This is a genomic window from uncultured Campylobacter sp. (assembly GCF_938017615.1).
In the GTDB taxonomy this organism is placed as follows: domain Bacteria; phylum Campylobacterota; class Campylobacteria; order Campylobacterales; family Campylobacteraceae; genus Campylobacter_B.
Genome location: NZ_CALIJA010000154.1, coordinates 1 through 13,884, shown reverse-complemented (window position 1 = coordinate 13,884; position 13,884 = coordinate 1). Strand labels below are relative to the sequence as shown.

Genomic DNA, 13,884 nt, shown 5'->3' with positions numbered 1-13,884 from the left:
TATCGCAGTCAGCGCCGCAAAGAGTGCTGATGCGAGTGCCCAAACCGCCCAAGTTTCCATGATTTTCCTTTAGAAAAATTGCTGAATTATAGCCCTATTTAGGTAAAATTTCCTTATAATTTCGCGAGCGTCGCAGCAAAAAGCTAAATCGCAAGCGAGCAATCCTACGAAGGTGGCATTTAAATTTTAAAATTTTAGTCGCAAAATACAATTAAATTTTAGTTCCGACAAGCAAAGCTCGCCTCGCGCGCTACCGAATGAGTTTGGGCGCCGTTTGAGTGGTGTGCCGCAAGACACAGTGCACAGATAGCATGGTAAAATTTCGCTTTGGCAAGATAAAATTTTACCAAGGCAAGACGAGTTTCCCTTCGAATGCAAAATTCTATTTTAATTCAGCAAAAGCACGACCGAATACGCCTTCGCAAATCCAAACGCGATATAAATTCCCCCGAGCAGAAAGATCTGAATTTAAAAAATATTTATCGTTTGTATATAAAATCTCAAAATTTCTACGAGGAGAGCTTATGAAAAAATTTCTACTCGCGCTCATTGCGATATTCGTTTTAGCGGGCTGCGGCAGCGACCCGAAAGGCGTAGCCGAGGACTTCATCAGAGCCCTATACGAGGGCGATTCTAAGACTTTGGTGGATGCTATAGACATACCCGACAAGGACAGATCGGACGACGGCTCTATGCAGATGATAAACGGCAAACTGATGCAAATGGCGGGTGCCGGCAAGGAGGAGGCCTCCAAGCGCGACGGGCTAAAAGGCGTCTCGGGCGAGCTGCAAAATAGCCACGAGAAATCGGCGCTAGTGAAAGTCGCTGCGTCTTTTAAAAACGGCACGAACCGCACCGAGAGCGTTAAGCTCGTCAAAAAAGACGGCAAATGGAAGGTCGCGCTTTAGCCAAAAAGCTTCTCGTCTGCCTGATCTTCGCTCTAGGCGGGCTCGGCGAGCTTTGGACGCTCACGCGCGCGCCTACGGCAAAAGAGCCGCTGTGGGTGCCGGATGAAATTTTATCAAATCTACGCACGGGCGATCTCGTCTTTCGCATGGGCGACGTCACCGACAGCCGCATAATCGCAACCGCAACGAATTTTAAATACTCGCACGTAGGCATGATCGTGCGGGAACGCCCGCTCGTGATAGTGCACGCCGTAACGGGCGAGGGCGAGCGAGACGGCGTCGCGGTCGTTTCGATGCGGGAGTTTTTGGCGCATGCGCGAGACTTCGGCGCGGCGCGGATAAATTTTTTAAGCGAGGAGCAAAAGGTGCGCCTGGCCGCTTCTTTACTTAGGCGCGTCGGCGAAGACTTTACGCTAAGACCTCGCGGCGAAGCGAACCTCTACTGCACGACGCTGCTTGAGCAGGAAATTTCAAAAATAACGGAATTTTCGCCGCAGTATTTCAAACTCAACTTAGCCGTCCTAGGCGGCGAATACCTCGCGCCGAAGGCGTTTTGGCATTACGGCGGCGTTGAAATTTTATACGAGCGGTAGGCACGACCTAGCTTGGGCTGGAATTTTGCGCGCTGTGTAAATTTAAAATATCGCATCAATTCGAGCGCATGAATAAAATTTGATCTTAAAATTCCGTGCCGTAAAATTTCGGTTAAAATTTCGCTTTGACTTTAAATTTTGAAATTCCGTACTCCGCAAAATTTCGTATTATAATTCCGCAGGGCATTAAATTTTATAAATTTCGCTAGCTACCTAATTCGCAAAATTACCGCTCGCTTCAGATTCTGCGCATTCTACGTGCAAAACAAAATTCCGCCTTGCTGCAGAATTTTCAAAACACGAAATTTACAATTTATAAAATCCAAAAAGTATAGAATTTTATAAAAAGCGCAACTTACAAAATTTCAAAAAGCAAAGTGCGCGAGCTCTACAGCTCGCCAAAAAGCGCTTCGAGATTTTTAAGGCCTTCCTCCGTGGAGACCTTTTTCTCGCTCGCGGAGCCGGTTTCTATAAGCTCGATCTCGCAGCCGCACAGCATCGAGGCGAGGCGGATATTTAGGCCGTTTTTGCCGATCGCTTTACTTTTTTGATCGGGGTTTACATAGACGATCGCCTTGCCGTCCTGCGCTATTTTGACCGAGTTTACGATCGCGGGCGCCATCGCGCGAGTGATCAAAATTTCGGGGCTTGCGGAGTATTCAAACGCGTCGATGCTCTCGCCGCCGCTTCCGTCTTGCAAATTTTTGCTTAAAAATCTACTCACCGCGTCGATTCGAGCGCCTCCTTTGCCGACTGTAGCGCCTACCGGATCGACGTTTGGCGAGACGGCGCTAAGCGCGATCTTGGCTCGCCTGCCCGGAATCCTCGCGCAAGCCTGGATGATGACGCTGCCGTCTTTGATCTCGGGGACTTCGGCGGCGAGCAGGGCTTCTAGGAATTTTGGGCTGGTGCGCGAAAGTTCCAGCCTGATGCCGTGAGATTTGTCGATGGCTACGTTTTTGATGACGGCTTGCAGCACGTCGCCCACTTTGAAATTTTCACCCTTGATGCGGTTTTTAAGCGGCATAAAGGCTTTCGTATCCTCGATCTCTACGTAGGTCGTGCCGTCGTGATCGATCTTGGTGACCGTGCCGTGGGTGAGAGTGCCTACTTTACTTTTATAATTTTCAAAAATTTTCTCTTCGAGCAGCCGCTGGATATGAAAATTTAGCTCTCTAGCCAGCACGCCGGAAGCCGTGCGACCGAGGTTTTCGATATTTATTTCGTAGCTTAGCTCATCGCCGATCTCTGCATTTTCGCCTATTTTTTTGGCTTCGCTCAGCGCGATGAAGTTGTGATCGCCGAGCCGCTCATCATCATCCGCGACGACGTGAACCTTTTGGTAAAGCTTGACGCGCTTGGTCTGCGGATCGACTTCGCTGTCGTAGAGATACTCCTCGCCGAAAAGTCTTTTTGCGGTCTGGATGAACGCCGTTTTGACGCGCTCTTTCACGTCTGCGGGCTCAAGCCCCTTTTCATTTGCAATCGACTCGATGATGTCGGTGATTTTTTCCATAAATTTTCCTTAAGATTTGATTTCGTGCTACTAAATTTGGATTTTAAATTTTGAAGTGCGGTATTATATGGAATTTTGACTTTATTTTTATTTAAACGAATTATTATCTAAATTTCGCTAAACTCGCGGGTTTAAAACATAAATGAAAGGATAGATCATGCAGCTAAAACTTGCCAGAACGGAGCTTGCCTCTAAGCCAAAAAGCGTTAAGATCGAGGATTTACAAGCCCAAGTAGAAAAGAGCGGACAAAAAATATTTTATCTGGATAGAGAAAATTCTCAAAAAGATTTAGCCGCTTTGGTGGATTTTTTCGACACTAAGGGTTTTAGCGTGTATCAGCGCATAGTGCGATACGGGCTGAACGAAAACGAGTATATGTACGAGGTGCATATCCTTTGAGCAAACTCCTCTTCATCCAGACCCTAGGTTGCGCGATGAACGTGCGCGATAGCGAGCATATTATCGCGCAGCTGAAAGAGCAAGATTACGAGATTACCGATGACGTAAATATTGCGGATCTGATCTTAATAAACACCTGCTCCGTGCGTGAAAAGCCCGTGCATAAGCTTTTTAGCGAAATCGGAGCTTTTGATAAGGCGCGAAAAAAGGGCTCCAAAATCGGCGTTTGCGGCTGCACCGCAAGCCATCTGGGCGGAGAAATTTTTAAGCGCGCGCCCTTTGTGGATTTCGTACTCGGCGCCAGAAACGTATCTAAAATTTCGCAAGCCGTACGTACGCCTAAATTTATCAGCACGGACATAAACTACGACGAGAGCGAGTTTGCCTTCGGAGATTTTGCGAGTTCGCCATATAAATCCTTCATAAACATAATGATCGGCTGCGACAAAAAGTGCTCCTACTGCATCGTGCCGCAGACTAGAGGCGATGAAATTTCGATCCCCGCTCAAATCATCTTGCACGAAGCCGAAAGATCCGCCGCTCGCGGCGCCAAAGAGATATTTTTGCTCGGACAAAACGTCAACAATTACGGCAAGCGCTTTTCTAACGCGCACGAAAAAATCGACTTCAGCGATCTGCTCGTGCGGCTTAGCGAGATAGAAGGCATCAAGCGCATCCGCTTTACAAGCCCGCATCCGCTGCATATGGATGATAAATTTTTAGACGTTTTTTGCAATAATCCTAAAATTTGCAAATCGATGCATATGCCGCTGCAAAGCGGCTCGAATAAGGTTTTGCGCGATATGAAGCGCGGATATACCAAGCAGTGGTATCTAGACCGCGCGCTTAAGCTACGCCAAAGCTGCCCGGGCGTGGCGATTAGCACCGACATCATCGTGGGCTATCCGAGCGAGAGTGAGGAGGATTTTGCCGAGACGATGGAAGTATTGGAAGCGGTGAGATTTGAGCAGATTTTTTCCTTTAAATTTAGCCCTAGACCGCTCACGCCAGCGGCAAATTTAAAGCCGCTGGATGATGAAATTTCAAGCGAAAGGCTAAGCAGGCTGCAAAGCGCTCACGCTAAAATTTTAGACGAGATCGCAGGAGCGCAAAAAGATAAAATTTTCGACGTGTATTTTGAGGAGCTGCGAGAGGGCGGCACTGCGTGCGGTAGAAGCTTTTCAAATTTTCTAATCTGCACGCAAGGCGGCGAGGAGCTGTTAGGCAAAACGCGCAGAGTACGTGTCGAAAAGACCGCCAGAATGGCGCTTTATGGAAAAGTTATCGCTTAAAAAGCGGCTGTTTTTCCGCATCGCCGAATATCTCATTTTTATCCTGATTTGGTGTATTTTTTTAACATGCAGGGTTAAATTTACCCCCGCGAAGCTGCCCGAAAAGCCCTGCGTCGTCGTGTTTTGGCACGGAAGATTAGCTATGATGAGCTTTGCTTATAGGCGCTGGTGGTTGCGGGATTTCGACAGCAAAAGGCGCGCCAAGGTCATCATCTCGGATCACAAAGACGGCGAGATAATTACGCGTGTGATCTCGCATTTCGGCATCGGCGCGATCCGCGGCAGTAGCTTCAAGGGCGGCGCGCGCGCACTTATGGGTGCGATCAAAGAGATAAAAAACGGCACCGACGTCATCATCACTCCCGACGGTCCGCGCGGCCCACTTCACAGCGTCGCCGACGGCGCCGTGATCCTTGCGCAGCGGCTAAGCTTAGATATCTACGCGCTAAATTACGAAGCAAGCAGTTTTTGGAAATTTCGCAGCTGGGACCAGATGGTCTTGCCAAAGCCGTTTTCGCGCATAAATTACAGCCTCAGCGCGCCGTTAAATTTAACTGGGCTTAGCCTCGATGCGGGTAAAGAGGCGATCAGGCAACTGCTTTTTGCAAGCGCCGAGCAGGACGTTAAATTTTAGTTTGAAATAATAGTGTTTCGATATAATTGCAATTTTAGGAGAAAAAATGGCACTATTTAAAGCAAAATCATTCCTCGGCGTCGCTAAAAGTGCCGACGCATGCGAGTTTTTTTATAGAAAATTGGGCTTTGGCAAAAGAATTTTGGATGAGAAATCCGATCGTTTTCCCATCGCGCAAGAAAATGATCTGGCTACCTCGCTAGCGGGCTTTGCAGATCTGAGTGATAAAAATTTAATCTCTTGCGTGCTGATAGACGACGAAAATCAAAGGGTGCATTTTAACGAAGATTATATGATTAAAGAAAATAGTATTTATCAAAAAGTCGATGATAGCTTCATAGTGGAATTTCCTCGTGCAAGTGCACAGGCGGCGGATGAGACTTTTGGAATAGAATTTAGCTCGCACGCTAGTTTATTTAAAATTTTATACTTCTTGCTAAAAAATCAAAGCGATTTTGAAAACATGGCGATGTTCGCACTGAAATTTAATAACCGCGCATGTTTCGTCGTCGCCAACCAAGAGCGCGTACTCTATGCCGACATAATGCGTATCGATGAGGAGATGCAGGCAGCGATGAGCGATACTGACGAGCTATTTTACGAGCTTTTAAATTTTCAGATCGAGACCTTCTATAAATCCGAAAATAGCGAGTTTCTCACTAATGTTTTCATCTACTCAGACGGCACGCTTAGTAATGAGATCGGTTATGTGATTTTTACGCGCATCTTCATCAAAACAAATTTGATAAATCTAAATTTCGCCGATTACATCAACAAAATCGTGATGCTAGAAGCCCGCTAGATCAAATTTTTTGCTCCGCACCTAGGCAGAATTTTAAAATTTTATCTTTGCAATTGCGCTTGCTTGATACGATTTAGTTGCCTGTTTGCGCCGCATTTTATTAAATTTTATCTCGCGTTACATAATGGATTTTGGCTAGATAAAATCATTCATATTCAAATCAGCTCGATTTTAAATTTAAGCTCATTTGCCGCAAAGAGCCGTCTTGCACCGCAAATTTTATTTTTTACGAACTCTGATTAATTTTACGTAAAAAATTTTCTATCAGAATCCGCCTTTGCTCCACATCGTCGTTCTCGCTAATGCCCTCTAGCTCGCTTGCGTGATGCGCCTTGGGCGGGATGTCCTTGAGGTACGACCACACCTCGTCCTCGCTTAAAATTTTGCCGTGCAGATCAAAACCTACGTTTAGCGCCCTGCCCGAAACTTCAGCCATATCTGCGTGCAGGTGACCGTAGAGCATCAGCGCGCCATAATGGCAGTTTGCCCACTCAATCATCGGGTAGTGAGACAGAGCCGCTCTCTTATGCGATAGGCGCACAAAGGCATATCCCACTATCTGCTCAAACATAAAATTACCGTCCGCCTTGCGTCCGCTTAGCAGTTCGTTTTTCATCGCGGCGATGCGCCCGTCGTGGTTGCCGAGCACCAAAAAATGTCGCCCGTTTAGTCTGCGAAGTAACTCGCAAGTGTGCGCAACATCCTTGTGAAAGGACACATCGCCAAGATTATAGACGAGATCCTCGGGCGTTACGAGCGCATTCCAAGCGGTGATGAGATTTTCGTCCATTTCGGCTACGTTTGCACCTTTTCTAAAATTGGGATATTTTTTAAGCACCAGCTCGTGGCCGAAGTGCAGATCGGAGGTAAAATAAACGCTCATAAAAGTTCCTCAAATAGTGCAAAATCCGCGCCCGCGGAAAATAAAAATCCGCGGTTTATCGGCGGGATGGCAAGTTTCCTACACGCTTCTTTAAATTTCTTTTCCATCGATGTTTTGATGTATGGCGTTATAAGGATAAATTTTTCTCCCGCACCTACGGCTACCTTGCCGCCAAGCACGCAGTCCGAGCCTTTTTCCAGGCAGCGAGCGCATTCGTTTCGCTGCGCGGAGCTTAGCACGAGCCTTAGCCGCTTGCACGCCTGGTCCACGCCGCGAAGCTCATTTGCGCCACGTTTTATGAGATAAATTTTTGGCGCAGGATTAGAAATTTCAGGGGTTAAATTTAACGCATCGGCTGCCAAAAACTCAAAGCTTTTTTTCACGCCGTTAAAGTACTCATCCAAAAACGGCTCGCTAAATTTAGCGCGAATAAAACCGCGTTTAAATCGGTCTATTAAATTTGTCTCGTCGGTGAAGTATTTTAGGTTTCGCCCCTTTAAAAACCGCTCCAGCTCGCACTTTCGTACGCCTAGAAGCGGTCGAGCGATCACGTAGTCCTCGCGAATCTCAAGCTCCTGCATGCCAAGTAGCTCGCTAAGCCCCGCGCCGCGCCCCAGCTGCATCAAAAACCACTCGAATTTATCGTCAAACTGATGCGCTAAGATCAAATTTTCATAGCCCCGCTCGCGGCAAATCTCGGCGAAAAAATCGTATCTGGCCGCACGCGCCTCGTGCTCGAAATTTGACTCGCCAAGACGCACGCTTTTTACGTAGATTTGTTTGTTAAATTTAGCCGCCAGATCTCGTGCCGAGGCGATCTCGTCCTTGCTCTGCGCGCGGACGTTGTAGTCCACGATCGCAAGGTCAAATTTCACACCCGCCTCGTCCAGAATGTAAAAAAGTGCTGTACTATCGATGCCGTGTGAAAATGCAAGCAGATTTTTGCCAGCCCGCAGCAAGGCTAGAATTTTGCTTGGAATTTCGGGCGAGTTTTTCATTGTCCTTGCGAGCTTTTTAGCACTCGCGCAAGCAGTCTATCGCCCGCAAATTCCGTGATTTCGCACTCGTATAGACCGCCTGCTTTTAGATTTTGCACGTAGCTTTCGTTGATTAAAATTTCGCCGTCGATGTCCTTGTCCCACGTAAGAGGCTTGGCGCCGTAAAAAAACTCGCCCTCGCTGCTGGCGCCTTCGATTATTAGGGGCATCTTTTTGCCTACGAGCGCGTGCATGCTGCTATCTATCGCTTCGCGCGTGATTTTTTCGATTTTATTCAGACGGCGACTAATTGTCCGTGCGGAGATCTGCGGCATCGCAAAGCTCGCCGTATCCTCCTCCTTGCTGTAGGCAAAAGCTGAAATTCTATCAAATTTAAACTCCTGCAAAAATGCGCAAAGCTCGTCAAATTCTACGTCTGTTTCGCCTGGGTGTCCGACGATGACGCCCGTGCGCAGAAATGAATTAGGCGCTGCACGCATTAAGCTTAAAAGCTCTTTGATCCGCGCCGCGCCAGCGCCACGCTTCATCAGGCTTAGCATTTTGTCGTTTATGTGCTGAATCGGCATGTCGAAGTAATTCGCGAAAACGGGTGAGCCCACGATCGTGCGGATGAGTCGCTCGTCGGTGCTGGTGGGGTAGAGATACAGCACGCGCGCGACCTTGACGCCCTTTATTTTTTCGATGCGTTTTATCAACGCGACTAGATCTATATCCTGCTCGTGGACTCTTTCGTCGTCCGCGCTTTCGCTGCTAGAGCCCTTACCGCAGGAGAGTCTACTTTGAGCGGAAATTTTATCTCCCGCGCTGCCGCGTGAGCCGTCAGAATTCTGCCCGTCGCGAAAGCCCGCAAAATTTAACTCGCCTTCGGAGCCTTTAAAATTTGATCCGCCCTTGTTACTGCGTCTTAGATCGCGACCGAAGCTGCTGGAATCCTGCGCGATAAAGCTAAAATCGTAAAATCCGCGCACTACCAAGTCACGCACCTCTGCTTCGATGTCGTCGATGCTGCGGCTTTTTAGGCGACCTTTGAAGCCCGGAATGGCGCAGAAAGAGCATTTTTGATTACAGCCCTCTGAAATTTTGATGTAGGCGTGGTAGTTAGAGCCCGTTATCACGCGCTCTTCGCTTGCTTGCAGGTAGGTGTCGGGGCTGAATAAATTTTTTTGCTTTTTTAAGATCATTTCGTCGATCTTGTCGTAGTCGCCGACGCCGCTAAAAATATCGACCTCGGGCAGCTCGCGCATGAGCTCATCCTTGTAGCGCTGCATCAGACAGCCCGTGACGACCAGCAGCGCGCCGCTTTTTTTCTGCTCGCTAAGCTTCAAAATCGTGCGGATACTCTCCTGTTTGGCGCTTGCGATGAAACCGCAGGTATTTACGATGATGACGTCGGCAGAGGTCACATCGGGCGTGAGCTCATAGTTTTGCAAGCGCCCAAGCATGATCTCGCTATCGACTAAATTTTTATTGCAGCCTAGAGAAACGAGATGGAGTTTTGCCATTTTACAGCCAGATATTATCGATCAGGCGGGTTGTGCCAACCTTTGCGGCAAGCAGGATTATCGTATCGCCTTGCTTGATCTGCGAAATTTCATTAAATTTATAATCCACGAACGCTATGTAATCGACCGCCAGCGGCTCAAGCACGCTAAGCATCTTTTCGCGGACGATGTTTAGGCTGATCTCGCCTTTTTTAATAAGCGAGCTGGCATTTAGCAAGGAGCGCGAAAGCTTAAGCGCCATAAGCTTGCCCTCCTCGTCCAAATAGGCGTTGCGCGAGCTAAGCGCCAAGCCGTCGCTCTCGCGCACGATCTCACAAGGGATGATATTTATAGGCATAAAAAAGCTCTTTACCATCTTCTGCACGATGAAAAGCTGCTGGGTGTCCTTTTTGCCCATATAAACGTTGCTAGGACGAGTTAGATTAAAAAGCTTATTTAGCACCTTAAGTACGCCGTCGAAGTGCCCAGGGCGCGTTTTGCCTTCTAAAATTTCACTTATTGGCTTAGGTGCTATGATTGCTGGCTCCTCCGTGCCGTAAATTTCATCCGCGGTCGGGATAAAAAGCGCGTTCACATCGAGGCTTTCACAAATTTTAATATCGCCCGCTTCGTTTTTTGGGTAGCTATTTAGATCCTCACCGGGCAAAAACTGTGCCGGATTGAGGAATGCAGAGACGATTACGATGTCGTTTTCGTTCCGCGCTCTTTTTATGAGGCTTGCATGCCCCGCGTGCAAAGCGCCCATAGTAGGCACGAAGCCCACGCTGCCGCTTGCTGATGCTCTGAAGCTTTTTAGCTCCTCTACGCTTCTAATGATCTGCATTGTTCTCTCTTTTCAATATAAAATATTAGGCTGGCAATTATATCAAAAAATATTAAAGGTATAAATTAAGCGCGAAAGGGCGGTCTATTTAGCGAGCGTTAATCAATAAGTACTAAAATCTACCACGAGCTTTAGCTCTAAAACAAACTTCAAAAGGAGCGAAAATGGCTACTCAAGAGATAAATTTAGATTCTTTGAAAAAGGATATCGACTCTTTGAAAGCGGATTTTAAAGAGATTATGAAGTCCATCAAAAATATAGGCGCAGAGCGTGCAGAGTCTGCCAAAGATAAAATTCTAGATCAGCTAAATAGCAATGAGATCAAAAAATATATAGATGATCTAAGGCTTAAAGGCAAAGACGGCATAGAAAGTGTAAATGACACGATAAAACAAGATCCGATAAAAAGCGTCGCTATCGCTGCAAGTGTCGGATTTTTGCTCGCTTGGTTGCTGAAAAAATAATGGCCGGCATATCTGAATTTATAGTTTCGGTAGTAGAGCTCGTAGACGCTCAAGCTAGCGATATCAGGCGCTCTTTTTTAAAGAGCGCCAACTCGGTTTTACTAAACATAATTACGGGCGTGATTTGCATTATAGGCTTAGTTTTCTTTTTGCTAGGGCTGCACGCGCTTCTTGAAAAAACTATCGGAGAAATTTGGGCGTATTTTGCCTGCTCCATTGCGGCTTTTTTATGTTCCATTATCGTGTATAAGGTACTTTCGTGCAAAGCGAAATGACAAAAGAAAAGCTAAAACTAGTGGTGTCTATGCTTGAAGACAAAAAAGCCGATTGTAAAAAGTTGAAGCTAGAAGAAGCAAAGCTAAAACTGCTACTGAACGACCCTTTGCCCGATCTCTCGACGGAGCTTAAACTAATTAATCGCGGAAATATCAAGCAGGTTTTGATATCCCTAATAGACAAATGCTTCATAATGCCCGCCTTAAATAAAATTTTATAAACAACCTTAATCCAAAATATGTTATAATCACGCCAAAAGCATAAAAAAGGTCTTAAATTTTGGATAATTACGAATACACGGAACTTTTAAAAACCCTAAATACTAAAGTCGAAAATATCGCTGGCGTCGTAAAACCGGAGAATATTAAAGCGCGCCTAAAAGAGATCGAGGAGCTTGAAAACGATCAAAATCTCTGGCAGGACGTCGCAAAAGCAGGCGCCATCGGCAAGGAAAAAACTAAAATTTCAAATATCTTAAATAAATTTCTAAACGCCAAGAATGCCGTAGACGACGCAAAAGCTCTATATGAGCTGGCAAACTCGGAAAACGACGAAGAGACGATAAACTCGCTTTTTGCCGAAGCGGACGAGCTAGAGGACAAGATCATAAATTTAGAAATTTCTATGATGCTTAGCGGCGAAAACGACGATAAAAACGCTATTGTCAGCATTCATCCGGGCGCGGGCGGTACGGAGAGCAACGACTGGGCGAGTATGCTATACCGCATGTATCTGCGCTTTTGCGAGCGAGAGGGCTTTAAGATCGAGGTTTTGGACTTTCAAGAGGGCGAGGAAGCGGGTCTTAAGGACGTTAGCTTCATCGTGCGCGGCGAGAACGCCTACGGATATCTGAAAGCCGAAAACGGTATCCATCGCCTGGTGCGCGTAAGCCCATTCGATAGTGCAGGGCGCAGACATACGAGCTTTTCGAGCGTGATGGTAAGCCCCGAGCTAAATGATGATATCGAGATAAATATCGAAGAGAAGGATATTCGTGTCGATGTGTTTCGCGCAAGCGGCGCAGGCGGGCAGCATATCAATAAAACTGAAAGCGCCGTGCGTATCACGCACATCCCAACGGGTATCGTAGTAAACTGCCAAAATGATAGAAGCCAGCACAAAAACAAAGAAACGGCGATGAAGGTGCTAAAGTCGCGCCTTTACGAGCTTGAGCTGATGAAACAGCGCGAAAAGGACGAAAACGTGCCTAAAAGCGAGATAGGCTGGGGGCATCAGATCCGTTCCTACGTACTTTTCCCGTATCAGCAGGTCAAGGACAACCGCAGCGGCGAGGCGTATAGCCAGACCGACGCGATCTTAGACGGCGATATAAAAAGCATAATCGAAGGCGTTTTGATTTCACAAGCGAACAAATAAATTTTTTTCGAAAGGATGAGAATGAGTGAAGATGGAATTTTGCTAGCGCTAGGATATAGCGTAAACGACGCGACGGTCGCGCAGCTGCGAGGAATTTTATCGAAGTGTGATTTTGAGGATAATGAGCTCGATCGCATCGTGGGGCTGAACGATAAGCTTAAAATTTACGGTGCGCACGTGGCTATGTCGAATTCAAACCCGTATTTTAAGATTAAAAACGACGCTACGAATGAAGAGCGCAAGACCGCTGTTGAGGATATCATCAGCGCTTGGTCGGAAAAATTTAAGCTCAAGCTACAAAAAGTCGCGGGCAAAGAGACCTATTACATTTTAGGTCGCCAAATTTCAAAAAATTAAGGAGCAAAATATGAAAAAAATTCTAGCTTTGATCGCCGCTGGAGTATTTTTGGCAGGCTGCGTTAGCAACGCACCAAAGAGCGCAGTCGATGCGCCAAAGAGCGGCAAATATTCCTTTGCCGACGTTCAAGACGGTATCCGTGCGATGAACCTACAAGGCGGCGTCGTGCAAAGCGATGCGTGCAAAAACGGCAATGGCGCAATGTGTCTAAATTTTGCGGATTCTATGTATTCCAAGCGCGACTATGCTTCCGCCGCCAATGCCTACAACGCCGCATGCACGCTCTCTCAAAACTTCCCTGCTTGCCAGAAGCTCGCAGCTATGTTTGAAAAAGGTGAAGGCGTGGAGCAAAATAAATTCAACGCCATTGATCTATACCGCATCTCGTGCTATTACGGCTACAAGGACGCGTGCGCAAATATGCGCCGCTTAGGATATAACGGCTAGTGCTTTTAAATTTAAATTTTAAAATTCCATTCCGCCGTATCGCGGGATGGAATTTGTTGGGTGAAATTCTATTATCTAACCGCAATGGCTAAAATCTTCCTTGCCTTCTCAATTTGCTTCCATAACATACGCCTTTAAAATTTAAATTTTCTAAATTCTATCTTTTCATTAAAAATCGACATCGTGCGTTGCAGGTTGCTTATATCTTTTTGCATCGTCTGCATAAAATAATCTCTCAGCTGCAGATACTCCTCTTTATCTGCCATCAAGATATTTAGTATCTCGACCTCGGCGTTTTCCTTATAAAGCACAAGCTGATCGTGAAGACCGAAAAAGCCGAGGCTACCGTTAAGTAGATGCATATAGGCTTTGGTAGTTAAAATGGAAAAGCAAAAAGTAAAAATTATCGCCACGCCATTGATCGGCTCTCCCGTCGTATAGCAGCCGAGCAAAAACCAAAGAACAAGAAAGACCTTTATATAAATAGGTATTTTTTGCTTCCAGCTCCATCTCCAATCAAAGCTTAAAGCCATAGCACCGATTGTATTTATCTCGAACGTTTTACGAATCTTATTTTTATTGTAATATAAAATCGACTTAATTGTAGTCGA

The 13,884-nt window shown here is 46.5% G+C and carries 17 protein-coding genes; 11 read left to right on the top strand and 6 right to left on the bottom strand.

Annotated elements, in window-relative coordinates; all coding sequences use genetic code 11:
* Window positions 1-524: 524 nt before the first annotated feature.
* Together Q0620_RS07945 and Q0620_RS07940 are read left to right on the top strand one after the other, a co-directional pair.
* Window positions 525-908: a DUF4878 domain-containing protein gene (locus Q0620_RS07945; RefSeq protein WP_298784318.1), complete on the top strand. Its 384-nt coding sequence runs from the start codon at window positions 525-527 to the stop codon at window positions 906-908.
* Window positions 890-1,501 carry a YiiX/YebB-like N1pC/P60 family cysteine hydrolase gene (locus tag Q0620_RS07940; RefSeq protein WP_298784316.1) on the top strand — a complete coding sequence of 204 codons (612 nt, stop codon included), beginning with the start codon at window positions 890-892 and terminating at the stop codon, window positions 1,499-1,501. Before Q0620_RS07945 ends, Q0620_RS07940 begins: the two co-directional genes overlap by 19 nt.
* 388 nt (window positions 1,502-1,889) lie before the next feature.
* Here Q0620_RS07940 and nusA read toward each other — a convergent pair whose 3' ends face one another.
* Complete coding sequence (nusA, locus tag Q0620_RS07935; RefSeq protein ID WP_177388296.1) at window positions 1,890-3,017, bottom strand: transcription termination factor NusA; 1,128 nt, start codon at window positions 3,015-3,017, stop codon at window positions 1,890-1,892.
* A 157-nt stretch (window positions 3,018-3,174) separates the two neighbouring features.
* On the opposite strand from nusA, the gene Q0620_RS07930 reads away from it, so the two are divergent.
* The 4 genes from Q0620_RS07930 to Q0620_RS07915 are packed head-to-tail and all read left to right on the top strand — an operon-like array spanning window position 3,175 to window position 6,145.
* Window positions 3,175-3,417, top strand: coding sequence for an HP0268 family nuclease (locus tag Q0620_RS07930; RefSeq protein ID WP_005870077.1), 243 nt, complete (start codon window positions 3,175-3,177; stop codon window positions 3,415-3,417).
* Window positions 3,414-4,709, top strand: coding sequence for a tRNA (N6-isopentenyl adenosine(37)-C2)-methylthiotransferase MiaB (gene miaB, locus Q0620_RS07925; protein ID WP_298784312.1), 1,296 nt, complete (start codon window positions 3,414-3,416; stop codon window positions 4,707-4,709). Before Q0620_RS07930 ends, miaB begins: the two co-directional genes overlap by 4 nt.
* Entirely contained in the window at window positions 4,690-5,343 is a 654-nt protein-coding gene (locus tag Q0620_RS07920) for a lysophospholipid acyltransferase family protein (RefSeq protein ID WP_298784310.1), read from the top strand. The genes miaB and Q0620_RS07920 overlap by 20 nt, the downstream gene beginning before the upstream one ends.
* Window positions 5,344-5,389: 46 nt before the next feature.
* Window positions 5,390-6,145, top strand: coding sequence for a hypothetical protein (locus tag Q0620_RS07915; protein WP_298784308.1), 756 nt, complete (start codon window positions 5,390-5,392; stop codon window positions 6,143-6,145).
* A 226-nt stretch (window positions 6,146-6,371) separates the two neighbouring features.
* Here the strand turns inward: Q0620_RS07915 and Q0620_RS07910 are convergent, their stop codons facing one another.
* From Q0620_RS07910 to panC, 4 genes are read right to left on the bottom strand one after another with little or no spacing between them, the layout of a single operon-like run.
* Window positions 6,372-7,028: a metallophosphoesterase gene (locus tag Q0620_RS07910; protein WP_298784307.1), complete on the bottom strand. Its 657-nt coding sequence runs from the start codon at window positions 7,026-7,028 to the stop codon at window positions 6,372-6,374.
* Complete coding sequence (tilS, locus tag Q0620_RS07905) at window positions 7,025-8,026, bottom strand: tRNA lysidine(34) synthetase TilS (RefSeq protein ID WP_298784306.1); 1,002 nt, start codon at window positions 8,024-8,026, stop codon at window positions 7,025-7,027. The genes Q0620_RS07910 and tilS overlap by 4 nt, the downstream gene beginning before the upstream one ends.
* Window positions 8,023-9,528 carry a radical SAM protein gene (locus tag Q0620_RS07900; RefSeq protein ID WP_298784305.1) on the bottom strand — a complete coding sequence of 502 codons (1,506 nt, stop codon included), beginning with the start codon at window positions 9,526-9,528 and terminating at the stop codon, window positions 8,023-8,025. The genes tilS and Q0620_RS07900 overlap by 4 nt, the downstream gene beginning before the upstream one ends.
* 1 nt (window position 9,529) lies before the next feature.
* The gene (gene panC, locus Q0620_RS07895; RefSeq protein WP_298784303.1) at window positions 9,530-10,351 is read right to left on the bottom strand and encodes a pantoate--beta-alanine ligase; all 822 of its coding nucleotides are present in this window, start codon (window positions 10,349-10,351) and stop codon (window positions 9,530-9,532) included.
* Window positions 10,352-10,515: 164 nt separating this feature from the next.
* Here panC and Q0620_RS07890 point away from each other — a divergent pair, with 164 nt between their 5' ends.
* The 5 genes from Q0620_RS07890 to Q0620_RS07870 all read left to right on the top strand — a co-directional run bounded on the left by Q0620_RS07890 (window position 10,516) and on the right by Q0620_RS07870 (window position 13,273).
* Entirely contained in the window at window positions 10,516-10,815 is a 300-nt protein-coding gene (locus Q0620_RS07890) for a DUF883 domain-containing protein (protein ID WP_298784301.1), read from the top strand.
* A gap of 259 nt (window positions 10,816-11,074) precedes the next feature.
* Window positions 11,075-11,311, top strand: a complete 237-nt coding sequence (locus tag Q0620_RS07885; RefSeq protein WP_298784299.1) for a hypothetical protein — start codon at window positions 11,075-11,077, stop codon at window positions 11,309-11,311.
* 59 nt (window positions 11,312-11,370) lie between these two features.
* Window positions 11,371-12,468 (top strand): peptide chain release factor 2, encoded by a 1,098-nt coding sequence (gene prfB, locus Q0620_RS07880; RefSeq protein ID WP_298052546.1) that lies wholly within the window; start codon window positions 11,371-11,373, stop codon window positions 12,466-12,468.
* Window positions 12,469-12,489: 21 nt separating this feature from the next.
* Complete coding sequence (locus Q0620_RS07875) at window positions 12,490-12,825, top strand: type II secretion system protein (protein WP_297963280.1); 336 nt, start codon at window positions 12,490-12,492, stop codon at window positions 12,823-12,825.
* A gap of 10 nt (window positions 12,826-12,835) precedes the next feature.
* Window positions 12,836-13,273 carry a hypothetical protein gene (locus tag Q0620_RS07870; protein WP_297881919.1) on the top strand — a complete coding sequence of 146 codons (438 nt, stop codon included), beginning with the start codon at window positions 12,836-12,838 and terminating at the stop codon, window positions 13,271-13,273.
* A gap of 134 nt (window positions 13,274-13,407) precedes the next feature.
* On the opposite strand, the gene Q0620_RS07865 is transcribed toward Q0620_RS07870, so the two are convergent.
* Window positions 13,408-13,884 (bottom strand): hypothetical protein (locus Q0620_RS07865; protein ID WP_298784297.1); only part of this gene is annotated, 477 nt, incomplete at its 5' end.

Excerpts from the sequence above, each read along its gene's own strand:
- Q0620_RS07940 (WP_298784316.1), top strand. The coding sequence starts at position 890 with ATGGAAGGTCGCGCTTTAGCCAAAAAGCTTCTCGTCTGCCTGATCTTC.
- Q0620_RS07945 (WP_298784318.1), top strand. The coding sequence starts at position 525 with ATGAAAAAATTTCTACTCGCGCTCATTGCGATATTCGTTTTAGCGGGC.
- tilS (WP_298784306.1), bottom strand. The coding sequence starts at position 8,026 with ATGAAAAACTCGCCCGAAATTCCAAGCAAAATTCTAGCCTTGCTGCGG.
- Q0620_RS07915 (WP_298784308.1), top strand. The coding sequence starts at position 5,390 with ATGGCACTATTTAAAGCAAAATCATTCCTCGGCGTCGCTAAAAGTGCC.
- Q0620_RS07910 (WP_298784307.1), bottom strand. The coding sequence starts at position 7,028 with ATGAGCGTTTATTTTACCTCCGATCTGCACTTCGGCCACGAGCTGGTG.
- Q0620_RS07875 (WP_297963280.1), top strand. The coding sequence starts at position 12,490 with ATGAGTGAAGATGGAATTTTGCTAGCGCTAGGATATAGCGTAAACGAC.
- panC (WP_298784303.1), bottom strand. The coding sequence starts at position 10,351 with ATGCAGATCATTAGAAGCGTAGAGGAGCTAAAAAGCTTCAGAGCATCA.
- Q0620_RS07930 (WP_005870077.1), top strand. The coding sequence starts at position 3,175 with ATGCAGCTAAAACTTGCCAGAACGGAGCTTGCCTCTAAGCCAAAAAGC.
- Q0620_RS07900 (WP_298784305.1), bottom strand. The coding sequence starts at position 9,528 with ATGGCAAAACTCCATCTCGTTTCTCTAGGCTGCAATAAAAATTTAGTC.
- Q0620_RS07870 (WP_297881919.1), top strand. The coding sequence starts at position 12,836 with ATGAAAAAAATTCTAGCTTTGATCGCCGCTGGAGTATTTTTGGCAGGC.
- Q0620_RS07920 (WP_298784310.1), top strand. The coding sequence starts at position 4,690 with ATGGAAAAGTTATCGCTTAAAAAGCGGCTGTTTTTCCGCATCGCCGAA.
- Q0620_RS07890 (WP_298784301.1), top strand. The coding sequence starts at position 10,516 with ATGGCTACTCAAGAGATAAATTTAGATTCTTTGAAAAAGGATATCGAC.
- nusA (WP_177388296.1), bottom strand. The coding sequence starts at position 3,017 with ATGGAAAAAATCACCGACATCATCGAGTCGATTGCAAATGAAAAGGGG.